The organism is Agromyces sp. NPDC057865 (genome assembly GCF_042796995.1).
Classification (GTDB): Bacteria; Actinomycetota; Actinomycetes; order Actinomycetales; family Microbacteriaceae; genus Agromyces.
In genome coordinates this window covers 795002-815692 of sequence record NZ_JBHVMJ010000001.1, presented here as the reverse complement: position 1 = coordinate 815692, position 20691 = coordinate 795002, and the positions used below count along the sequence as shown (strand labels likewise).

At 74.1% G+C, this 20691-nt stretch carries 23 protein-coding genes; 9 read left to right on the top strand and 14 right to left on the bottom strand.

The features are described from left to right. Nucleotides 1-106: 106 nt before the first annotated feature. Nucleotides 107-1783, top strand: a complete 1677-nt coding sequence (hutU, locus tag ACFVN5_RS03835) for a urocanate hydratase (RefSeq protein WP_376953332.1) — start codon at nt 107-109, stop codon at nt 1781-1783. Next, entirely contained in the window at nt 1780-3072 is a 1293-nt protein-coding gene (gene hutI / locus ACFVN5_RS03830) for an imidazolonepropionase (protein WP_376953330.1), read from the top strand. The genes hutU and hutI overlap by 4 nt, the downstream gene beginning before the upstream one ends. Before the next feature lie 51 nt (nt 3073-3123). On the opposite strand, the gene ACFVN5_RS03825 is transcribed toward hutI, so the two are convergent. The 4 genes from ACFVN5_RS03825 to ACFVN5_RS03810 are packed head-to-tail and all read right to left on the bottom strand — an operon-like array spanning nt 3124 to nt 5129. Next, nucleotides 3124-3423: a DUF503 domain-containing protein gene (locus ACFVN5_RS03825; protein WP_376953329.1), complete on the bottom strand. Its 300-nt coding sequence runs from the start codon at nt 3421-3423 to the stop codon at nt 3124-3126. 55 nt (nt 3424-3478) lie between these two features. Further along, a complete protein-coding gene (locus ACFVN5_RS03820) occupies nt 3479-3748 on the bottom strand; it encodes a DUF6510 family protein (RefSeq protein ID WP_376953328.1) in 270 nt (89 codons plus the stop codon). Continuing rightward, the gene (locus ACFVN5_RS03815) at nt 3748-4542 is read right to left on the bottom strand and encodes an FAD-binding oxidoreductase (protein ID WP_376953327.1); all 795 of its coding nucleotides are present in this window, start codon (nt 4540-4542) and stop codon (nt 3748-3750) included. The genes ACFVN5_RS03820 and ACFVN5_RS03815 overlap by 1 nt, the downstream gene beginning before the upstream one ends. Next, complete coding sequence (locus tag ACFVN5_RS03810; RefSeq protein ID WP_376953326.1) at nt 4539-5129, bottom strand: sulfite oxidase-like oxidoreductase; 591 nt, start codon at nt 5127-5129, stop codon at nt 4539-4541. Before ACFVN5_RS03810 ends, ACFVN5_RS03815 begins: the two co-directional genes overlap by 4 nt. A gap of 129 nt (nt 5130-5258) precedes the next feature. On the opposite strand from ACFVN5_RS03810, the gene moaA reads away from it, so the two are divergent. Together moaA and ACFVN5_RS03800 are read left to right on the top strand one after the other, a co-directional pair. Next, nucleotides 5259-6326 carry a GTP 3',8-cyclase MoaA gene (moaA, locus tag ACFVN5_RS03805; RefSeq protein WP_376953325.1) on the top strand — a complete coding sequence of 356 codons (1068 nt, stop codon included), beginning with the start codon at nt 5259-5261 and terminating at the stop codon, nt 6324-6326. Between the two features lies 1 nt (nt 6327). Further along, on the top strand, nt 6328-6579 hold the full coding sequence (locus ACFVN5_RS03800; protein WP_376953323.1) for a MoaD/ThiS family protein: 252 nt from the start codon (nt 6328-6330) through the stop codon (nt 6577-6579). Nucleotides 6580-6592: 13 nt separating this feature from the next. Here ACFVN5_RS03800 and ACFVN5_RS03795 read toward each other — a convergent pair whose 3' ends face one another. From ACFVN5_RS03795 to ACFVN5_RS03780, 4 genes are read right to left on the bottom strand one after another with little or no spacing between them, the layout of a single operon-like run. Beyond that, on the bottom strand, nt 6593-7057 hold the full coding sequence (locus ACFVN5_RS03795) for a molybdenum cofactor biosynthesis protein MoaE (RefSeq protein ID WP_376953321.1): 465 nt from the start codon (nt 7055-7057) through the stop codon (nt 6593-6595). After that, on the bottom strand, nt 7050-8099 hold the full coding sequence (gene moaCB / locus ACFVN5_RS03790) for a bifunctional molybdenum cofactor biosynthesis protein MoaC/MoaB (protein WP_376953320.1): 1050 nt from the start codon (nt 8097-8099) through the stop codon (nt 7050-7052). Before moaCB ends, ACFVN5_RS03795 begins: the two co-directional genes overlap by 8 nt. Continuing rightward, a complete protein-coding gene (glp, locus tag ACFVN5_RS03785; protein ID WP_376953318.1) occupies nt 8096-9292 on the bottom strand; it encodes a gephyrin-like molybdotransferase Glp in 1197 nt (398 codons plus the stop codon). The genes moaCB and glp overlap by 4 nt, the downstream gene beginning before the upstream one ends. Beyond that, the gene (locus ACFVN5_RS03780) at nt 9292-10404 is read right to left on the bottom strand and encodes a ThiF family adenylyltransferase (RefSeq protein ID WP_376953317.1); all 1113 of its coding nucleotides are present in this window, start codon (nt 10402-10404) and stop codon (nt 9292-9294) included. The genes glp and ACFVN5_RS03780 overlap by 1 nt, the downstream gene beginning before the upstream one ends. A gap of 101 nt (nt 10405-10505) precedes the next feature. Here ACFVN5_RS03780 and ACFVN5_RS03775 point away from each other — a divergent pair, with 101 nt between their 5' ends. The 4 genes from ACFVN5_RS03775 (at nt 10506) to ACFVN5_RS03760 (ending at nt 13379) form a co-directional block, all read left to right on the top strand. Then, the gene (locus ACFVN5_RS03775) at nt 10506-10922 is read left to right on the top strand and encodes a molybdopterin-binding protein (RefSeq protein WP_376953316.1); all 417 of its coding nucleotides are present in this window, start codon (nt 10506-10508) and stop codon (nt 10920-10922) included. Then, the gene (gene modA, locus ACFVN5_RS03770) at nt 10919-11722 is read left to right on the top strand and encodes a molybdate ABC transporter substrate-binding protein (protein ID WP_376953315.1); all 804 of its coding nucleotides are present in this window, start codon (nt 10919-10921) and stop codon (nt 11720-11722) included. The genes ACFVN5_RS03775 and modA overlap by 4 nt, the downstream gene beginning before the upstream one ends. A 110-nt stretch (nt 11723-11832) precedes the next feature. Further along, nucleotides 11833-12597: a molybdate ABC transporter permease subunit gene (gene modB, locus ACFVN5_RS03765; RefSeq protein ID WP_376953314.1), complete on the top strand. Its 765-nt coding sequence runs from the start codon at nt 11833-11835 to the stop codon at nt 12595-12597. After that, nucleotides 12594-13379 carry an ABC transporter ATP-binding protein gene (locus tag ACFVN5_RS03760; protein WP_376953313.1) on the top strand — a complete coding sequence of 262 codons (786 nt, stop codon included), beginning with the start codon at nt 12594-12596 and terminating at the stop codon, nt 13377-13379. Before modB ends, ACFVN5_RS03760 begins: the two co-directional genes overlap by 4 nt. A 135-nt stretch (nt 13380-13514) precedes the next feature. Here ACFVN5_RS03760 and ACFVN5_RS03755 read toward each other — a convergent pair whose 3' ends face one another. The 3 genes from ACFVN5_RS03755 to ACFVN5_RS03745 all read right to left on the bottom strand — a co-directional run bounded on the left by ACFVN5_RS03755 (nt 13515) and on the right by ACFVN5_RS03745 (nt 16132). Continuing rightward, the gene (locus ACFVN5_RS03755) at nt 13515-14003 is read right to left on the bottom strand and encodes a SixA phosphatase family protein (RefSeq protein ID WP_376953312.1); all 489 of its coding nucleotides are present in this window, start codon (nt 14001-14003) and stop codon (nt 13515-13517) included. Between the two features lie 85 nt (nt 14004-14088). Continuing rightward, nucleotides 14089-15054, bottom strand: a complete 966-nt coding sequence (locus ACFVN5_RS03750; RefSeq protein WP_376953311.1) for an arginase family protein — start codon at nt 15052-15054, stop codon at nt 14089-14091. 91 nt (nt 15055-15145) lie between these two features. After that, nucleotides 15146-16132: an NAD-dependent epimerase/dehydratase family protein gene (locus tag ACFVN5_RS03745; RefSeq protein ID WP_376953310.1), complete on the bottom strand. Its 987-nt coding sequence runs from the start codon at nt 16130-16132 to the stop codon at nt 15146-15148. A 149-nt stretch (nt 16133-16281) separates the two neighbouring features. Here ACFVN5_RS03745 and ACFVN5_RS03740 point away from each other — a divergent pair, with 149 nt between their 5' ends. Beyond that, a complete protein-coding gene (locus ACFVN5_RS03740) occupies nt 16282-18597 on the top strand; it encodes a heavy metal translocating P-type ATPase (protein WP_376953308.1) in 2316 nt (771 codons plus the stop codon). A 37-nt stretch (nt 18598-18634) separates the two neighbouring features. On the opposite strand, the gene ACFVN5_RS03735 is transcribed toward ACFVN5_RS03740, so the two are convergent. The 3 genes from ACFVN5_RS03735 to ACFVN5_RS03725 are packed head-to-tail and all read right to left on the bottom strand — an operon-like array spanning nt 18635 to nt 20654. Further along, nucleotides 18635-19786: a molybdopterin molybdotransferase MoeA gene (locus ACFVN5_RS03735; protein ID WP_376953307.1), complete on the bottom strand. Its 1152-nt coding sequence runs from the start codon at nt 19784-19786 to the stop codon at nt 18635-18637. Then, the gene (locus tag ACFVN5_RS03730) at nt 19783-20052 is read right to left on the bottom strand and encodes a DUF6457 domain-containing protein (RefSeq protein ID WP_376953305.1); all 270 of its coding nucleotides are present in this window, start codon (nt 20050-20052) and stop codon (nt 19783-19785) included. The genes ACFVN5_RS03735 and ACFVN5_RS03730 overlap by 4 nt, the downstream gene beginning before the upstream one ends. Next, nucleotides 20049-20654, bottom strand: coding sequence for a molybdenum cofactor guanylyltransferase (locus ACFVN5_RS03725; protein ID WP_376953304.1), 606 nt, complete (start codon nt 20652-20654; stop codon nt 20049-20051). The genes ACFVN5_RS03730 and ACFVN5_RS03725 overlap by 4 nt, the downstream gene beginning before the upstream one ends. Between the last annotated feature and the right edge of the window lie 37 nt (nt 20655-20691).

The following is a 20691-nucleotide window of genomic DNA, read 5'->3' as shown; positions in this document are numbered from 1 at the left end:
GTCGCCGCCGACCAAGCGGTTCGGGCGTCCCACCTCGTCTGGGATCCCGGACGCGCACGCCGCGGCATCCGTTGTCGCAGGGCTCGGCGTGCGATGGGATCGAGACATGACCGATGCACCCCTCGCCCCCGCGCGCACTGTCCGCGCCGCCCGCGGCTCGGAGCTGACCGCGAAGAGCTGGCAGACCGAGGCGCCGCTGCGCATGCTCATGAACAACCTCGACCCCGAGGTGGCCGAGCGCCCCGGCGACCTGATCGTCTACGGCGGCACGGGCAAGGCCGCCCGCAACTGGGAGGCGTTCGACGCCATCGCGCGCACGCTCGAGGACCTCGAGCCCGACGAGACCCTGCTCGTGCAGTCGGGCAAGCCCGTCGGCGTCTTCCGCACGCACGAGTGGGCGCCGCGGGTGCTCATCGCCAACTCGAACCTCGTCGGCGACTGGGCGACGTGGCCCGAGTTCCGCCGCCTCGAGCAGCTCGGCCTCACCATGTACGGCCAGATGACCGCCGGCTCCTGGATCTACATCGGCACGCAGGGCATCCTGCAGGGCACCCACGAGACCTTCGGCGCCGTCGGCCGCTCGCTCGGCCGTCCCGACGGCAGCCTCGCCGGCACGCTCACGCTCACCGCCGGCTGCGGCGGCATGGGCGGGGCGCAGCCGCTCGCGGTGACCCTGAACGGCGGCGCGGTGCTCATCGTCGACGTCGACGAGTCCCGCCTCGTGCGCCGCGTCGAGCACGGCTACCTCGACGTCGTCGCGGACGATCTCGACGACGCCGTCGACCGCGCGCTCGCCGCGAAGGCGGCCGGGGAGCCGCTCAGCGTCGGCGTGGTCGGCAACGCCGCGACCGTGTTCCCCGAGCTCCTCGCCCGCGGCGTCGGCATCGACATCGTCACCGACCAGACCAGCGCGCACGACCCGCTGTCGTACCTGCCCGAGGGCGTCTCGGTCGACGAGTGGCACGAGCTCGCGGCATCCGACCCCGAGGCATTCACCATCCGCGCCCGCGCGAGCATGGCGAAGCACGTCGAGGCCATGGTCGGCTTCCAGGACGCCGGCGCCGAGGTGTTCGACTACGGCAACTCGATCCGTCGCGAGGCGGAGCTCGGCGGCTACGACCGCGCCTTCGCGTTCCCGGGCTTCGTGCCGGCATACATCCGCCCGCTCTTCGCCGAGGGCAAGGGCCCGTTCCGCTGGGCGGCGCTCTCGGGCGACCCGGCCGACATCGCGGCGACCGACCGGGCGATCCTCGAGCTGTTCCCCGACGACGAGCACCTGCGCCGCTGGATCACGCAGGCCGGCGAGAAGGTGCACTTCGAGGGCCTGCCGGCCCGCATCTGCTGGCTCGGCTACCAGGAGCGCCACCTCGCGGGCCTGAAGTTCAACGAGATGGTCGCCTCGGGCGAGCTCAGCGCGCCGGTCGTCATCGGCCGCGACCACCTCGACTCGGGATCGGTGGCCTCCCCGTACCGCGAGACCGAGGCGATGGCCGACGGCTCCGACGCGATCGCCGACTGGCCGCTCCTCAACGCGCTGCTCAACACGGCGTCGGGCGCGACCTGGGTGTCGATCCACCACGGCGGCGGCGTCGGCATCGGCCGTTCGATCCACGCCGGCCAGGTGGTCGTCGCCGACGGCACCGACCTCGCCGCGGAGAAGATCGCGCGCGTGCTCGTGAACGACCCGGGCACCGGCGTCATGCGCCACGTCGACGCGGGCTACGACCGCGCCGTCGAAGTGGCTCGCGAGCGCGGCCTCCGCGTGCCCATGATGGACGCATGACTGATGGCGGTGCAGTGAGGCGGATGCTGCTGACGAACGTCGGCGAACTGGTCACGAACGACCCGGCTCCCGATCGCGACGGCGGCCCGCTCGGCATCGTGCGCGATGCGGCCGTGCTCGTGGAGGACGGCCGCATCGCGTGGATCGGGCCCGCCGCGCACCTGCCGTCGCACGACGACGAGTTGCGGCACGAACGCGAGCAGCGGCGCGACGGCGAGGAGCACCGGTCGCTGTGGGACGCCGACGTCGAGGTGGTCGACGCCGGCGGCCGCGCGGTGATCCCGGGCTTCGTCGACAGCCACACCCACCTCGTCTTCGGCGGGGACCGGGCCGAGGAGTTCGCCGCGCGCATGGCCGGGCGCCGCTACGAGGCGGGCGGCATCCGCTCGACCGTGGCTGCGACGCGTGCCGCGACCGACGACGAGCTGCGCGCCCGCCTCGCGGGGTTCGTGGCCGAGCTGCACGCCCAGGGCACCACGACGTTCGAGGTGAAGTCGGGCTACGGTCTCTCGGTGCGCGACGAGGAGCGCATCCTGCGCCTCGCCCGCGAGGTCACCGACGAGGTCACGTTCCTCGGCGCCCACGTCGTGCCCGCCGACTACGCCGACCCGTCCGGCGACCCGGGCACGGGCGCCGAGGCCTACGTCGACCTCGTCGTCGGCGAGATGCTCGAGGCGTGCGCGCCGCACGCGAAGTGGATCGACGCGTTCTGCGAGCGCGGCGCCTTCACCGCCGAGCAGTCACGGCGCGTGCTCGAGGCGGGCGCGGCCGCGGGCCTCGGCGTGCGCGTGCACGGCAACCAGCTCGGCGAGGGCGACGGGGTCCGCCTCGCGGTCGAGCTCGGCGCGGCATCCGTCGACCACTGCACGTTCCTCGACGACGCGGATGTCGCGGCGCTCGCCGGATCCGACACGGTCGCCACCGTGCTGCCGGGCGTCGAGTTCTCGACCCGCCAGCCGTACCCCGACGTGCGACGGCTCCTCGAGGCGGGTGTGACCGTGGCGCTCGCGAGCGACTGCAACCCCGGCTCGAGCTTCACGAGCTCGATGCCGTTCTGCATCGCGGTCGCCGTGCGCGACATGGGCATGACACCCGCCGAGGCGGTCTGGGCGTCGACCGCGGGCGGGGCGGCGGCGCTGCGGCGCACGGATGTCGGCGCGATCCGCCCCGGCGGTCCGGCCGACCTCGTGCTGCTCGACGCGCCCAGCCACGTGCACCTCGCCTATCGGCCGGGCGTGCCGCTCGTCGGGCGCGTCTGGAAGGACGGCGTGGCGGTCGCGGGCGCATAGCCCGCGGCATCCGACCGACGGGAGCCCGCGGCATCCGCTCGTGGGCTCCGCTCAGTCGTCGTCGTCGCTACGACGCAGCCGCCGGCGCGCCGACAGCAGCGTGATGTCGGGGCGCGACGCGACGAGCCGCTCGGCCCGGTCGAGCGTGTCGGTGACGCGCTCGGCGCCGGAGGCCACGACGCCGACGCCGAGCACGGCGCGACGGTGCAGGTCCTGATCGGCGACCTCCGCGACGCTCGCCTCCGTGGCACGGCGCAGGTCGGCGAGGATCGGGCGGATGACCGCGCGCTTGTCCTTCAGCGAGTGCACGTCACCGAGCAGCAGGTCGAACTCGATCCAGCCGATCCACATGGGGTGCTCCCGATCGATTCCGGGCTTCGAGACGCGTCGGCTCCGACCGCGCTCCTCAACCCTCGTTCGGGGCTCGGCGCACCTCGATCGCGGTCAGGCCCCGCAGGCCGATCCAGGCGCGGTCGTCGGCCTCGACGAGCGTGGCGAGCACGGTGTCGCACGTGCTGCAGCGCACGACCGTGCCGGCGCCGCTGCGGTAGACCATCGCCCGCGCGAGCTCGGCGACGGAGCCGCAGCCGACGCAGCGGCCGGTGGCCATCGTCACGTCGAATGCGAAGAACTCGGCGAGCGGGCCGGCCAGGACATTGCCGTCGACGTGCTCCATCAGGTTCCTCCGTAGCGTTCGGTGCGGATCGACCGCGGATCGTGCCCGAGCATGACCAGCCAGTCGGCGACGCGCTCGACGAAGCCGGTCGAGCCGCAGACGAACACGCGGGGACGCTCGGACGCGGGGAACACCGCGGCCTCCAGCGCCTTCTGCGTGATCCGGCCGGGCACGATGGCCGAGCCGTCGGGCGCGCGGCGGGTGTACACGAAGTCGAGCTGCAACGGTGCGGCGGCGTCCGCCAGCGTCCCGAGCTCGTCGTCGAAGTAGACGTCGTCGGGCGTGCGCACGGAGTACAGCAGGCGGAACGGCGTCGGGTCCTCAGCGCCCGCGTGCGCATGCGCCATCGCGTAGAGCGGCACGACGCCCGAGCCGCCGGCGATGAGCTGCACCGGGCGATGGTCGCCCGTCTCGGCCGCCGGAGCCCACACGAAGAACGCGCCGAGCGGGCCGTGCACCTCGAGCATGTCGCCATCGCGCACGTCGTCGACGAGGTACGGCGACACCTCGCCGTCGGGCAGCTTGTCGACCGCGAGCACGACGCGGGTCGACGACCCCGACGACGCGATCGAGTACGAGCGCGTGGCCTGGTAGCCGTCGGGCGCCGTGAGTCGCACGTCGAGGTGCTGTCCGGCGGCGTTGCCCGGCCAGCCGGGCACGTCGAGCTCGATGCGGGTCGCGTTCGGGGTCTCCCGGTGCGTCGCGGCCACGGTGGCGACGTGCCAGCCCGCGCGTGGCACGGCCTGGAGCGCCGCGCTCGGCGCGACGGCCTGCGCGGTGGGAGCGTCGCTCACCAGTACCGCTCCTCCTTCCACGGATCCCCGTGGATGTGGTACCCGTTCTGCTCCCAGAAGCCGGGCTCGTCCTGGTCCATCATCACGAGTCCGCGCACCCACTTCGCGCTCTTCCAGAAGTAGAGGTGCGGCACGAGCAGCCGCGCCGGGCCGCCGTGCTCGGGGTCGAGCGGCTCGCCGTCGAACTCGAACGCGACCCACGACTTGCCGTCGAGCAGCTCGTCGAGCGGGACGTTCGTCGTGTACCCGCCGTAGCTGTGCGCCATCACGTAGTCGTACTCGGTCTCGACGTCCTCGAAGAGCGTGTCAAGCGAGACCCCGCGCCAGCGCGTGCCGAGCTTCGACCAGTGCGTCACGCAGTGGATGTCGGTGTCGACGTCCTCGATCTTCAGCGCCATGAACTCGTCCCAGTTCCACGAGTGCGCGCCGGTCTCGGTGCGGATCGTGAACTCCCAGTCCTCGGTGTCGACCTCTGGCGTGGGCCCGGCCGACAGCACCGGGAAGTCGCCGACCAACGTCTGCCCCGGCGGCAGCCGATCGTCGCGCTCGCGACTGCGTCCGCTGAACCCTCGAGTGATGAACGACATGGCGTCTCCTCCCGACTCGTCTCAGGGTAGTGACGCGCGGGGGCGCTGTCACGGAATCCGAGGCAGTCGACCGGTCGACGTGAACGGACGGACATCGGCGCGAAACATCCGAGCGCCTAGTGTGGAGGCATGGCGGCCCTCTCGCTCGGCATGCCGGCGGTGCGCCGGCCGCCGTCGGCTGCGCCGTCGATCGAGGGGCGACCGGATGTCGCGGGGCTCGTCGACCGGTTCGGGCGCGTCGCCCGCGACCTCCGCGTGTCGATCACGTCGGCCTGCTCGCTGCGCTGCACGTACTGCATGCCCGCGGAGGGCCTGCCCGTCTTCCCGCGCGACGAGCTGCTCTCGGCGACCGAGATCGCCCGCCTCGTCGGCATCGCCGTGCGCGACCTCGGCGTCACGGAGGTGCGCTTCACGGGCGGCGAGCCGCTCACGCGCGCCGACCTCGTCGAGATCATCGCCCTGAGCGCCGCCGCCGCTCCCGGCACGCCGCTCGCCCTCACGACCAACGGCATCGGCCTCGACCGCAAGGCCCAGGCCCTCAAGGACGCCGGGCTCAGCCGGGTCAACGTGTCGCTCGACACCCTCGACCGCGAGCACTTCACCCGGCTCACGCGCCGCGATCGCCTCCCCCGCGTGCTCGACGGCATCGCCGCGGCGCACCGCGCCGGGCTCGGCCCGCTCAAGGTCAACGCCGTCGCGATGCGCGAGACCCTGCACGACGCGCCCACCCTGCTCGCGTGGGCGATCGAGCACGGATGCCGCCTGCGGTTCATCGAGCAGATGCCGCTCGACGCCGACGAGACGTGGCGCCGCGCGAACATGGTCGACGCCCAGGAGCTCCTCGACGTGCTCGGCGCGCACTTCGACCTCGAGCCCGTCGGCCGCGACGACCCGTCGGCCCCGGCCGAGGAGTGGCTCGTCGACGGCGGGCCGGCCACGGTCGGCGTCATCGCCTCGGTGACCCGATCGTTCTGCGCCGCCTGCGATCGCACCCGCCTGACCGCCGAGGGCACCGTGCGCTCGTGCCTCTTCGGCGACGACGAGACCGACCTGCGCGCGATGCTCCGCGACGGGGCATCCGACGCAGAGCTCGCCGCTCGCTGGCGCGCCGCGATGTGGGGCAAGCAGGCCGGCCATGGCATCGACGCGGCGGACTTCCACCGCCCGGTCCGCTCCATGGGCGGGATCGGCGGCTGACGTGGCATCCGTGACCGTGCGGTACTTCGCGGCAGCCGCCGAGGTGGCCGGGGTCGAGGAGGAAACCCTCCCCACGACCGAGGCCGGGGCGACCCTGGGCGAGCTGCGCGACCTGCTCGTCGGCCGCTACGGTCCGGCGATGGCGCGCGTCGTCGCGAACGGCTCGTTCCTCGTCGACGGCGTCGTGCGACGCGACGCCGCCGCCCCCATCGGCGCGAACGTCGACGTGCTGCCGCCGTTCTCGGGCGGCTGAGCGAGCCCCGGCCCTACAGGTTCACCCACTCGGTCGCGCCGCCCTCGAGGTGCTGGCGCTTCCAGATCGGCGTGCGCTCCTTGATGCGGTCGACGAGCAGGGCGCAGGCGGCGAACGCCTCGGCCCGGTGCGGTGCGGCGACGGAGGCCACGAGCGCGACGTCCCCGATGGCGAGCGTGCCGACGCGGTGGGCCGCCGCCACGCGCAGCCCCGTCTCGCGCGCGACCTCGAGGCACGTCTCGCGCAGGAAGCGTTCGGCTTCTGGATGCGCCTGGTAGTCGAGCCGGGTGACGGATGCCCCGTGGTCGTGGTCGCGGATCACGCCCTCGAACGTCACGAGGGCGCCGTCCTGCGCGGACTGCACGAACGCCTCGATCTCGGCGCGGTCGATGGGCTCGTCGAGCACGAGCGCGAGGACCTCGGGGTCAGCCAGCTCGGGGTCGTCGCGCTCGAGCTCGTCACGCTCGGGGTCAGCCATCGGCTCCTCCGCGCGGCGCATGGTCGCCGCCAGCGACCTGGTCGAGCAGGTGCGGCAGCAGTTCGTCGAGCACGCGGAGGCCGTCGGCGACCCCGCCGCGCGACCCGGGCAGGTTGACGACGACGGTGCGACCGGCGATGCCCGCGAGCGCGCGGCTCAGCGCCGCGGTCGGGGTGGCCGCGCGACCGGCCGCGCGGATCGCCTCGGCGACGCCCGGCAGCTCCTGGTCGAGGATCGCGAGCGTCGCCTCGGGCGTGCGGTCGCCCGGGTTCACGCCGGTGCCGCCCGTCGTGATCAGCACGGCCGGCGAGCCCGCGACCGCGCCCCGAAGCGCCTGGGAGACGTCGGCGTCCGCCACGATCACCGGGGCATCGGTGTCGAAGCCGCGCTCCCGGAGCCACTCCACGATGATCGGCCCGGTCGTGTCGTCGGCGGTGCCGTCGGCCGCGCGGGTCGAGACGACGAGGACCTCCGCGATGCCGGCGGCACGCGGGGCGGCGGTCACGGTCTCCGTAGCGGCATCCGTCACGCCCGCGGCATCCGCCTCATTCGTTGCATCGGGCTCACCCGCGGCATCCGCTCGCCAGACGCCGCGCTTGCCGCCGCGCTTCTCGACGAGGCGGATGCCGCCGAGCTGCGCCGCCGGGTCGACGGCCTTGACCATGTCGTGCAGCGTGAGGCCGGCGATCGCGACCGCCGTGAGCGCCTCCATCTCGATGCCGGTGCGGGCCGTCGTGGACACGGTCGCCCGGATCGTGACCGCCGCCTCCTCGAAGCCGAAGTCGATCGACACCGCGTCGAGCGGCACGATGTGCGCGAGCGGGATGAGCTCGCTCGTGCGCTTGGCCCCCGAGATGCCGGCGATGCGCGCGGTGGGCAGCACGTCGGCCTTCTTCAGGCCGTCGGACTGCACGAGCCCGACCACCTCGGCCGTGGTGTCGAGGCGGCCTTCCGCGATCGCGACGCGGCGCGTGACGGGCTTGCCGCCGACGTCGACCATGCGCGCGCGGCCGTCGTCGTCGAGGTGGGTGAGCGAGGTCATAGCTCCACGGTATCCACGACGGCGCCCGCGTCGAGCGACGTGACGTCCTCGGGCACGACGATGAGCAGGTCGGATGCCGCGAGCGCCGCCACGAGGTGCGACCCCGGTCCGCCCACGACCTCGGCTCGGCCGTCATCGGTGCGGCGTCCGCGCAGGAACTGGCGCTTGCCGGCGACCGACGCGAGCGGGGCGGCGAGCTCGAGGCGTTCGCTGCGGGCCTGGGGGAGCCCGGCGATCGCGCGCAGGGTCGGCGCGACGAACAGCTCGAACGAGAGCTGCGCGCTCACCGGGTTGCCCGGGAAGCCGATCAGCGGGATGCCGCGGTACGCGCCCGTCGCCTGCGGGCCGCCCGGCTGCATCGCGACCGAGCCGACCCACGCCCCGAGCGGCTCGATGAGCTCGCGCACGACCTCGTAGGCGCCCTGCGAGATGCCGCCGCTCGTGAGGACCAGCTCGGCGTCCGCCTCGTGCGCCGCGTCGAGCTCGGCGCGCAGCCGATCGACGGCGTCCCGGACGCGCGCCTCGTGCACGACGACCGCACCTGCGGCGCGCACCGCCGCGGCGAGCGCGGTGCCGTTCGAGTCGGGGATCTCGCCGGGCTCGAGCTCCGCGCCGGGCGCGACGAGCTCGCTGCCCGTGCTGATCACGGCGACGCGCACGCGCTCCCGCACGAGCAGCTGGGTCAGGCCGGATGCCGCGGCCGCCGCGAGGTGGCGCGAGGCGAGCTTCAGTCCGGCCGGCAGCACGTCGGCGCCGGCGGCGAGGTCGGAGCCCGCCTCGCGGACGTACTCCCCCGTGCGCCGGGCGCTCCGGATGCGGACGCTGCCGTCGCCGTCGGGCTCGGTGTCCTCGACGGGCACGATCGCGTCGGCGCCGTCGGGCACCTGCGCGCCCGTCATGATCCGGACGACCGTGCCGGGCTCGAGCGATGCCGGTGCGCCGGCCGTCGCGGCGACCTCGCCGGCGATCGGCAGGGACAGCGGGGCATCCGCCACGTCGTCGGCTCGCACGGCGAAGCCGTCCATCTGCGAGTTGCGGAACGGCGGGAGCGCGATCGGCGACTCCACCGGCGAGGCCGTGATGCGACCGAGCGCGTCGGCGAGCGCCACCCGCTCGGTCGGGCGCGCGCCGAGCCCGGCGAGCAGCGAGCGCACGAACGCGGCGTGCTCGTCGACGGAGATGCGGTCGGCCATCAGTACCTCGCGACCGCGGGGTCGACGGTGCGCGACCAGGCGTCGATGCCGCCGACGAGGTTGCGCACGTTCGCGAAGCCCGATCCGGCGAGCATCCGGGCGGCGTACTCCGAGCGGACGCCGAGGTGGCAGAACACGACGACGGATGCCTCGGGGTCGAGCTCGCTCGCCCGGTCGGCGAGCTGCGGCAGCGGGATGAGCGTGGCGCCCTCGATCGTCGCGATCCGGGCCTCCCACGGCTCGCGGACGTCGAGGAGCAGCGGCGGCGCCTCGGACGCGAGCTCGTCGGCGAGCGCGGCGGGCGCGACGTTGCCCGGCTGTGCCGGCCCCGCGGGTTGAGGAGCCCGCGCAGCAGGCGTCTCGAAACCCGCCTGCCGAGACTCAGCGTCCTCCGCGCGCCGGTACGCGATCTCACGCGACCGGCCGCTCAGCCCGTCGTAGACGACGACGCGGCCGAGGAGCGGTTCACCGACGCCAGTGAGGAGCTTCAGCACCTCGCCGGCCATCATGCCGCCGGTCACGGTGCACACGGTGGGCAGGATCCCGTCGACGTCGCAGCTGAGCCCGGCGTCGGCGGGCGGTTCGGGGAACAGGTCTCGGTACGAGACGCCGCGCGCGTCCCACGAGACGCCGACCTGGCCCGAGAACTTCGCGGCCGACCCCCAGACCAACGGGATGCCGGCTCGGGTCGCCGCGTCATCCGCCGCATATCGCGTGAGGATGTCGTCGGTGCCGTCGACGACGAGGTCGGCCCCGGCGAGGAGCTCGTCGGCCACGGTCTCGTCGAAGCGGATCGCCGCCGGGACGAGGTTCGTGTCGGGCGAGAGGTCGAACGCGGCATCCGCTGCGGACTCGACCTTGAGCCGACCCACGTCGCCGGGTGCGTGCAGGAGCTGGCGGTGCAGGTTGGTGACGTCGACGTCGTCGTCGTCGACCACGACGACGGTGCCGACGCCGGCCGCGACCAGTGCGGGCACGACGAAACTGCCGAGCCCGCCGGCGCCGAGCACGACGACGCGGGCGTCGGCGAGTCGACGTTGCGCGTCGGCGCCCCAGCCGGGCAGCACGCGCTGGCGGGCGTAGCGGGGCGAGTCGGGATCGATCGCGGGCATGCTCCGATTCTCGCAGGCGCCGCAGCCTGCGCGGCCGCCGTCGCGGCGATCCGCGGGTACGGATAGGATCGCCCTGTGATCACGCATCTGAGGATCCGCTGATGCCCCAATACCGCATCAGCGAGGCCGCCGCCCTGCTCGGAGTGAGCGACGACACCGTGCGCCGTTGGGGGGAGCACGGGCGTCTCACGCTCCGGCGCGGGGCGAACGGCATGCAGGTGGTCGACGGCACCGACCTCGTGCCGCTCATGACGGAGGCGGGATCGGGCGGCACGCTGGCCGAGGCGTTCCCGCTGGCGCGCGCCTCGGCCCGCAACCGCTTCGTCGGCCTCGTCACTCGCGTCCAGCGCGACGGCGTCATGGCGCAGGTCGACCTGCAGGCGGGCCCGTTCCGGGTCGTGTCGCTCATGAGCCGCGAGGCAGCCGACGACCTCGGGCTCGAGCCCGGGATGCTCGCGGCCGCGAGCGTGAAGGCGACGAACGTCACGATCGAGCTGCCGCCGGGGAGCGACGCATGACCGGGCGATTCGCCGGCTCGATAGCCGCGGCCGTCGCCGCGCTCGCTGCGCTCGTGCTCGCGGGGTGCGCATCCGCCGGCGCCGGCGCGACGATCCCCTCGGCCGTGCCGACGGAAGCCGACACCGAGCCGACCACCCTCACGGTCTTCGCCGCCGCCTCGCTCACCGAGGCGTTCGACGAGCTCGCCGAGCAGTTCGAGGCCGAGCATCCGTCGGTGGAGGTCACGCTGAGCTACGGCGGCAGCGCCGCGCTCGCACAGCAGGTCGTCGAGGGCGCACCGGTCGACGTGTTCGCTTCGGCCGCCGAGCCGCCCATGCAGACCGTCGTCGACGCCGGGCTCGCGAGCGATCCGGTCGTCTTCGCGACGAACACCCTCGAGCTCATCGTGCCTGCCGGCAACCCGGCGGGCGTGACGGGCCTCGACGACCTCGCCGACGCCGACCTGCGGATCGCCCTGTGCGATGCGTCGGTGCCGTGCGGCGCGGCATCCCTGAAGCTGCTCGAGCAGGAGGGCGTGGTCGCGGCGCCCGACACGCTCGAGTCCGACGTGAAGGCCGTGCTCACGAAGGTGTCCCTCGGCGAGGTCGATGCGGCGCTCGTCTACCGCACCGATGTCATCGCGGCGGGCGACCAGGTCGAGGGCATCGAGGTGCCCGGTGCGGCATCCGTCGTCAACCGCTACCCCATCGCGGCGCTCACCGAGGCGGGCGATCCCGACGCGGCGGCCGAGTTCGTCGCGTTCGTGACGGGCGATGCCGGTCGAGCCGTGCTCGCCGAGGCGGGCTTCGGGAAGCCGTAGTGGCGGCACCCGTGTCGGACCGACCCGGGATCGGACGAGGACCCCGGACAGCGCGCGGCGCGCAGCGCGGTTCGAGCGTCGCCGGGCGACTGGCGTGGCCCGTCGCCGCGGTGGCCGGGATCGCCCTCGCGGTCCTCGTGCTGCCGCTCGCAGCGCTCGTGGTGCGCGCTCCCTGGGCGGACCTGACCGAGCTGCTCGCCCGCGAGTCGGTGCTGCAGGCGCTCGTGCTGTCGTTCACGACCGCGACCGTCGCGACGGCGTGCTGCCTCGTGCTCGGCGTGCCGCTCGCCGCCCTGCTCGCGCGGGCTGCCGACTGGCCGACGCTGCCGCGCCGAGCGTTGCGGGCCGCCGTGACGGTGCCGCTCGTCCTGCCGCCGGTCGTCGGCGGCATCGCGCTCCTCATGCTGCTCGGGCGACGCGGGCCGATCGGGCAGCTCCTCGAAGAGTGGTTCGGTGTGACCGTGCCGTTCACGACCGGGGCCGTGGTGATCGCGCAGGTGTTCGTGTCGTTGCCGTTCCTCACGTTCGCGGTCGAGGGTGCGCTGCGGTCGGCGGATCGGCGCACGGAGCTGGCCGCCGCGACGCTCGGGGCGTCGCGCTGGCAGGTGTTCCGGCACGTGACGCTGCCGCTCGTGGCGCCGGGCGTCGCCGCGGGCGCGGTGCTGTGCTTCACGCGTGCGCTCGGCGAGTTCGGCGCGACCATCACGTTCGCGGGCTCCCTTCCCGGAGTCACGCGCACGCTGCCGATCGCGAGTTACCTCGCGATGCAGTCGGATCCCGACGAGGCGATCGCACTGGCCCTGCTCCTGCTCGCCGTCTCGGTGATCGTGCTGCTGGGGCTCCGCGACCGCTGGCTGCCGGAGGTGCGGGCATGACGGATGCCGCCGGTGCGTCGTCGGCCGCCGGTTCGTCGTCGGCCACCGGTTCGTCGTCGGCCGCCACGGCGACGCGACCCGCGCTGCACGCCGACGTCGTGGTCGCCCGCGGCGAGACGCGGATCGCTGCCGCGTTCGACGTGGCGCCGGGGCATCCGCTGGCCGTGATCGGACCGAACGGCGCCGGAAAGTCGAGCGTGCTCGCGGCGATCGCGGGGCTGGTGCCGCTCGAGTCGGGACGCGTCGCGATCGGCGCTCGCTCGGTCGACCGGATGCCGCCGGAGCGCCGCCGCATCGGGGTGCTCTTCCAGGACTACGTGCTCTTCCCGCACCTGACCGTGCGGGACAACGTCGCGTTCGCGGCCCGGATGCGCGGATCGCGTGCCGCCGCGCGCGCCGCTACCGAGCCGTGGCTCGACCGCTACGGGCTCCTGGCTCTCGCCGACCGGTTCCCCGCCCAGCTCTCGGGCGGCCAGGCGCAGCGCGTGGCCCTCGCCCGTGCGCTCGCGGCCGAGCCCGACGTGCTGCTGCTCGACGAGCCGATGTCGGCGCTGGACGTGGAGGTGCGCGCCGACATGCGGACGGAGCTCGCGACGCACGTTCGGGAGTTCGGCGGGGCGACGGTGCTCGTCACGCACAGCCCGGCGGATGCCGGCGCGCTCGCGGACTCGGTGCTCGTGCTCGAGGGGGGCCGCGTGACGCAGCGGGGCACGCTCGAGGAGCTGCGCGCATCGCCCGCGACGCCGTACGTGGAACGGATGCTCGCGGCATCGGGCGAGTGAGCGTCGGTGCCCCGGCTCGCGGCCGTTCTCAGGAGATGCCGGGCGGTCGGCGCCGTTCCTCGGCGTGTCGTCCTGAGAACGGGGTGATTCGGGAACCTGCGTCCTGAGAAACGTTTGGTTGGTGGCGGCGGATGCCTAGCCCTCCCGCGGCGTCTCCACCCGCACCGACGACGGCTCGACGTCCTCGAGCTCGTACCAGGCGTCGACATCGAACGTGAACTCCGCGACCGCGCACGTGGGCATCTCGTGGATGTCCGATGAGAACTCGTGCGCCAGCGACGCCGTCTCGGGGTTGTGGCCAACGACCATCACGGTCGACACGTCGCCGTCGACCTCGCCGATCACGCGCAGCACCTCATCGGCGGATGCCGCGTACAGGCGCTCGTCGAGGATGATCCGATCGGCGTCGAATCCGAGGGCATCCGCGATGAGCTGCGCCGTCATGCGCGCCCGCAGGGCGGTGCTCGACAGGATCCGCTCGGGCCGGAATCCGCGCTCGGCGAGCCGGCGACCGACGGCCGGGGCATCCCGCAGGCCGCGCGAGTTCAACGGCCGGTCGTGATCGGACACGCCGGGGTGGTCCCAACTCGACTTCGCGTGGCGCACGAGCGCAAGGGTCTTCATGGGGCCGAGTCTGCCACCGCGCGCAACGGGCCGCGAGGTCGGATGCCGCGAGCCGCCGAGTCGCGCCAGGGCGAGCAGACGGACCTCAGCCCCGCGCCGCCAGCCCCGCCGCGAACTCCAGCACGCACAGCGCCGCGAGGCGCACGGTGCGCCCGTCCGCGGCATCCGCCGTCGCGTCGATCTCGACGAGGTCGGCCGACCGCACCTGCGGATCGACGGCCGCAGCTCGCACGAGCGCCCGCAGCTCCCACGCGGCGAGCCCGCCCGGCACGGATGCCGGGCACCCGGGCGCGACCGAACGGTCGCAGGCGTCCACGTCGACGTCGAGGTGCACCGGACCCCCGGCCGCGCCGGCGATCGACAGCGCCTCGGCCATGACGTCGGCCGGGCGTCGGCCGTGCAGCTCGTCGCGATGGATCACCGTGATGCCGAGGTCGGCCGCACGCGTCGCGTAGGCGACGGAGTTGGCGAAGTCGGCGATGCCGATCTGCACGATCCGCTTCGGGTCGAGGCCGGCCTCGATCAGGCGCCGCACGGGCGATCCGTTCGAGACCCCGTCGCGCAGGTCGTAGTGCGCGTCGATGGTGACGAGCCCGGCGGTCGAGAGGTCGTCGCCCCACGCGCCGAGCGCCGTGGCGACCGTGACCGAGTTGTCGCCGCCGAGCGCGATGAGCGCCTCCGCGCGCTCGAGGGCTGCGGATGCCGCGGCGATCGTGCGCGCCTCGCCCTCGGGCCCGTCGGGCTCCTCGATGTCGCCGGCGTCGGCGAACCGCAGCTCGAAGAGGTCGCGCGGATGATGCGCGCCCGCGGCATCCGGAACCTGGATCGCTGCGCGGCCGGCCGACCGGTGGGGCATGAGCGCCGGGCTGTAGCGCCGCAGCGCGTCGCGGATCGCGGCCGGCGTCGCGTGCGCGTTCGTCGGCGAGAGCGAGGTGCGCCAGGCGGGCACGCCGAGCAGGGCGAGGTCGACGGCTGCCCCGGGCCCGAAGTCCGAGAGGGCGGGCCAGTCGCCCGCGCGGGGCCAGAGCGGGTCGTACGAGAGCGTCGCCATGCCACGACGCTAGCAACGGCGGATGCCGCGAGCCGAGGCATCCGTCGACCGCCGTGTCTGCGATCCCGGACGCCGGCGGATGCGCGCCACGTCAGCTCCGCAGCGCCGCCAGCAGTTCCTGCTCCTTCGCCTTCGACAGCCCGGCGCCGCGCTCGCGGTCGAGGCCCTCGTCGCGTTCCCACTCGAGCGTCTCGGCGAGCAGCTGCTCGAGCGGACGCAGCCGCAGGCCCGCCGCCTTCGCCGCCGCGTTCGACCGGTCGAGGAAGGCGTTCCACCCGGGGTCGATGATCCACAGTGGCAGCGAGTCGGGCCCCGACCACTCGGCGACGCCCTGTTCGGCGAGCCACTCCGGCGACACCGCGACCATCTCGCCGCCGTATCCGCCCACCGCGCGGCTCGCCTCGAGCCAGTCTTCGAAGGTGACGCGGTCGCCCACCGCGTTGAAGGCGCCGGTGCGCCCCGCCTCGATCGCGTCGAGCGTGAATGCCACGAGGTCGTCGACATGGATGGCCTGCACCGACGCGTCGAGGATGTCGGGCACGAGCATGGGGTCGTCGTCGCGCGCGGCCCGCGCCACCCAGTAGCCACCGCGTCCGGAGGCATCGCCCGGTCCGGCGATGAGGCCCGGACGCACGACGAGCAGCCGGTCGCCGAGTGCGTCGCGATACGCCTGCTCGATCGCCGACTTCGCCTCGCCATAGGTGTCGGGCGTCGACTCGTCGGACGCGAGGGGCGGCATGAGTGCCGCCGACTCGTCGGCGCCCGGCTCGTCCTGCGCGGCGTAGACGTTGCCCGAGGAAACGAACGTCCAGTGCGCGGCCCGCGGCGCGAGAGCAACGGCCGCCCGTCGGGCGAAGCCGGGCTGGCGGGTCACGTCGATCACCGCGTCCCAATCGCGGCCCGATACCGCGTCGTAGGCGTCGGGCTTCGAGCGGTCGGCGACGACGAGCTCCGCGCCGTCGGCCACCGCGCCCGCCTCGCCGCGGGCGAGGCACGTCACCCGGTGTCTGCGCTCCAGCGCCGTCTGGGCGAGTGTGCGTCCGAGCCATTGCGTGCCACCGAGGATGAGCAGGTCCATCCGCTCATCACAGCATGCGACGGATGCCGCGGGCACGCCTGTTCTCGGATCGCGAACCACGAGCCCGGGAATGCATCCGTCCCCTTCGTCGTTGTGACAGATACCCCTAGGGGATATGCTGCAGAAGCATTCGACTTGGAGGATGATCGATGGACATGACGCGGGACGAGACGCAGGGACACCCCGGGCACGATCCGCACGCGGTGCATGACCCGCATGCGGGCCACGAGATGCGCGACATGCACGCCGGGCACGACATGGACCACGGCGGCCACGACCTGCACGCGGGTCATGACATGAGCCACGACGACCACGCCGGGCACGGCATGGACCACGCCGGCCACGGCACGGACCACGCCGGCCACGACATGGGCCACGGAGGCCACGGCGACCACGTCGGCCAGTTCCGCCGCCTGTTCTGGATCAACCTGGTCATCGCGGTGCCGACGATCCTGTTCAGCCCGATGTTCGCCGACATCATCGGCTACGAGCTGCCCGACAACGCCCTGATCCCGTGGATCTCCCCCGTGCTCGGCACGGTCATGTACTTCTGGGGCGGCCGCCCGTTCCTGACCGGCGCGTGGTCGGAGATGAAGGCACGCAAGCCCGGCATGATGCTGCTCATCGGACTCGCGATCACGGTCGCGTACTTCGCGTCGCTCGGCGCAAGCCTCGGCCTGCTCGACCATCACCTCGACTTCTGGTGGGAGCTCGCGCTGCTGATCGTCATCATGCTGCTCGGCCACTGGATCGAGATGCGGTCGATCGCGGCCACCTCCTCGGCGCTCGACGCGCTGGCCGCGCTGCTCCCCGACGAGGCCGAGCGGGTGACGGAGGCCGCCGGCCATTCGACGGGCTCGGGAAGCCCTTCGACGGGCTCAGCGACCACCGTCGAGATCGTCGCGCCGTCCGACCTCCGCGTCGGTGACGTCGTGATCGTCCGCCCCGGCGGACGCGTCCCGGCCGACGGCGACGTGATCGACGGCACCGCCGCGATGGACGAGTCGATGATCACGGGCGAGTCCACCACGGTGAGCCGCGGCCCCGGCGACCACGTGGTCGCGGGCACCGTCGCGACCGACACCGCGATCCGCGTGCGCGTCTCAGCGGTCGGCGACGACACCGCGCTCGCCGGCATCCAGCGCCTCGTCGCGCAGGCGCAGGCGTCGAGCTCGCGCGCCCAGCGCCTCGCCGACCGCGCCGCCGGCTGGCTGTTCTGGTTCGCGCTCGGCGTGGGCGTCATCACGGCCGTCGTCTGGACGCTCCTGGGCAACCCCGATGACGCCGTCGTCCGCACCATCACCGTCCTCGTGATCGCGTGCCCCCACGCGCTCGGCCTCGCCATCCCCCTGGTCGTTTCGATCGCGACGGAGCGCGCGGCCCGCGGCGGCGTGCTCATCACCGACCGCCTCGCGCTCGAGACCATGCGCACCGTGCAGGCCGTGCTGTTCGACAAGACCGGCACCCTCACGAAGGGCGAGCCGGCCGTGACCGACGCCGTCGCCGCACCCGGCTGGAACCCCGACCAGGTCATGGCGCTCGCCGCCGCAGCCGAGGGCGACTCCGAGCACCCGCTCGCGAAGGCGATCGTCGCGGATGCCGCGCGCCGCGGCCTGACCGTCCTGCCCGCGTCGGGCTTCACCGCGTCGGCCGCGATCGGCGTGCACGCCACCGTCGACGGCCGCTCGATGCAGGTCGGCGGCCCCGGGCTGCTCGTCCGCGAGGGCGCCCAGCCGCTCGCGGCATCCGCCGGCTGGAGCGAGCGAGGCCAGACCGTGCTGCACCTGCTCGTGGATGGTCGCGTCGCGGGGGCCATCGCCCTGGCCGACGAGGTACGGCCCGAGTCGAGGGAGGCGGTCGACGCCCTCCACGCGCTCGGCGTGCAGGTCGTGATGATCACCGGCGACGCCGAGCCCGTCGCACGCACGGTCGCCGGGAGCCTCGGCATCGACCGCGTCTACGCCGGCGTGCGCCCCGAGGACAAGGCCGCCAAGGTGCAGGAGCTGCAGCACGAGGGCCTCAGCGTCGCGATGGTCGGCGACGGCGTGAACGACGCCCCCGCGCTCGCGCAGGCCGACGTCGGCATCGCCATCGGCGCCGGCACGGATGTCGCGATCGCCTCGGCCGGCGTCATCCTCGCATCGTCCGACCCGCGCTCGGTGATCTCGGTGATCGAGCTGTCGCGCGCGAGCTACCGCAAGATGGCGCAGAACCTGTGGTGGGCCGCCGGCTACAACCTCATCTCGGTGCCACTCGCCGCGGGCGTGCTCGCCCCCATCGGGTTCGTGCTGCCGATGTCGGTGGGCGCGATCCTGATGAGCCTCTCGACGGTGATCGTCGCGCTCAACGCGCAACTGCTGCGCCGGCTCGACCTGCGGCCCGAGGCGTCGACCCGCGCCGTGCTGTCGCGGGCCGGGCGCCCCTCGGGTGCGACCGAGCCCGAGCGCGTCGCCGTGGCCGGATAGGCCGACCGCTCCGTCGTGGCCGACGTCGGCGCTCCGCTCACGTCGGCCAGGGCAGTCCCAGCGCCCCGACGGATGCCCCGGGCTCGACGCCCGCCTCGGGCACGACGAGCACGGCGTCCGCCGCGGCGAGCCCGCGCAGCATCCCCGACCCGGCGTGACCCGTCGCCGACGCGACACCGTCGCGGATGGTGACGGGCACCAGCCGGGTCGCACCGCGCGTGCCGGCGAGCGCCTCCCCGGCCACGAGTCGCGCGGGTACGGACGTCCGGCCCGTCCACGCCCCCAACAGCGGCCCGCCGATCGCGAGGAGCCCGAGCACCGACGCGAGCGGGTTGCCCGGGAGCCCGAGCACGAGCCGATCCGGCAGGCGCGCGAGGAAGGTCGGTCCGCCCGGGCGGATCGCGACCGACGGCACGAGCACGTCCGCGCCGAGCCGCTCGATCGCGACCCGCACCTGGTCGGCGTGCGAGCCGCCCGTACCGCCCGTCGTCACGACGAGGTCGACGTCATCGGCGGTGAGCGCGTCCGCGGTGGCAACGGGGTCGTCGCCCACTCGGTGCACCGCGATCGCCTCGGCACCGAGCTCGTGCAGGATCGCGGGCAGCGCCAGCCGGAAGCTGTCGCGCACGCGGCCCGGCTCGGGCACGCCGGAATCGACGACCTCGTCGCCCGTGAGCACGAGCGCCACCCGAGGGCGACGCCGCACCGTGAGCCGATCGGCACCGGTCGCTGCGGCGAGCGCGACGCGCGGCGGCGTCAGCGGTGTGCCGGCCTCGAGGACGACCTCTCCCACGGATGCCTCGGTGCCGGCCGGCCGGATGTGCCGCCGCTCGGCGACATCGCGTTGCCCCGTCTCGCCGACGGGCTCGAGCCGACCCTCGTCCACGCGCCCGGCCTCGGAGCGGAGTACCGCCTCGGCGGACGCAGCGACGAGCCCGCCCGTGACGATCACGACCGCCTCGCCCGCCTCGAGCTCGGGCCCCTCGACCAGCCGCCACGGCGACGCGCCCCGCACCGCCCAGCCGTCCATGGCCGACGACGCGTAGTGGGGCAGCGGGATCGGGGTCGCGACGTCCTCGGCCAGCACGCGCCCGACGGCGCGATGCAGCGGCACGTGCTCGGTCACCGGCGCGGGCGCAGCCCCGGCCGCGCGCTCACGCGCGATGTCCCAGCCGAGTCCGCGGCTCACGGGGAGGCGAGCTTGCGCACGCGGTCGAGCACATCGTGGGCGGCGGTCGCGGCATCCGCACCACCCGCAGCGGCGACGCCGGCCGCGTACCCGGCCAGCCAGGTCGTGATGGGCGCGGCCGGACGCATGACGGCATGCGCGGCGACGCCGGCGACGCCGAGCACCTGCTGGATGTCGAGCGGCGCGTCGGGGATGCCGAGCTCCGCGCGCACGCGCGCGGCCCACTCCCCGAGCACGCGGTCGAACTCCTCGTCGGAGACCGTCATCGTCCCTCTCCTCCCGTCGCGCCGACCCTGTCCACGTCGGCCCAGGTGTCCACGTCCATCGTCGCCTCGTGCGGCACGGCGACGTCGGCGAGTCGCAGCGGCTCGAGCAGTCGGCGCATCGAGACGCCATCGATCGAGCCGTCGACGGATGCCGCGTCGATCGCCGCCTCGAGTGCCGCCCGTCGCACGATGCAGGTCAGGTGCTGCGCCCGACCGCCGGCGTCCACGGCCCGGACGCCGTCGCCGCCGGCATCCGTCACCCGGGCGAACCCGGCGAGCAGCGGCTCGATCGCCGCCGCGACGAAGGGCTGGTCGCCGGCGAGCAGGAGCACCGCATCCGCGTCGCCGCCGAGCGCGCGGACGCCCGCCGCGACCGCCGCGGCCGGACCGCCGAAGGGCGGTTCCTCGCGGACCACGCGCACGTCGTCGGGCAGCACCGACGCACCGGCCTCGCCGACCACCACGCGATCGCGCGCCACCTCGGCGGCGGCCACGACCCGCTCGAGCAGCGTGCGCCCCTCGACGCGGAGGTCGCCCTTCGCGGCGCCGCCGAGGCGTTCGGCACGGCCGCCCATGAGGATCACCGCATCGAGGACGAGCACGGCTCAATCGTAGGACCGACGACCACGCGGCATCCGG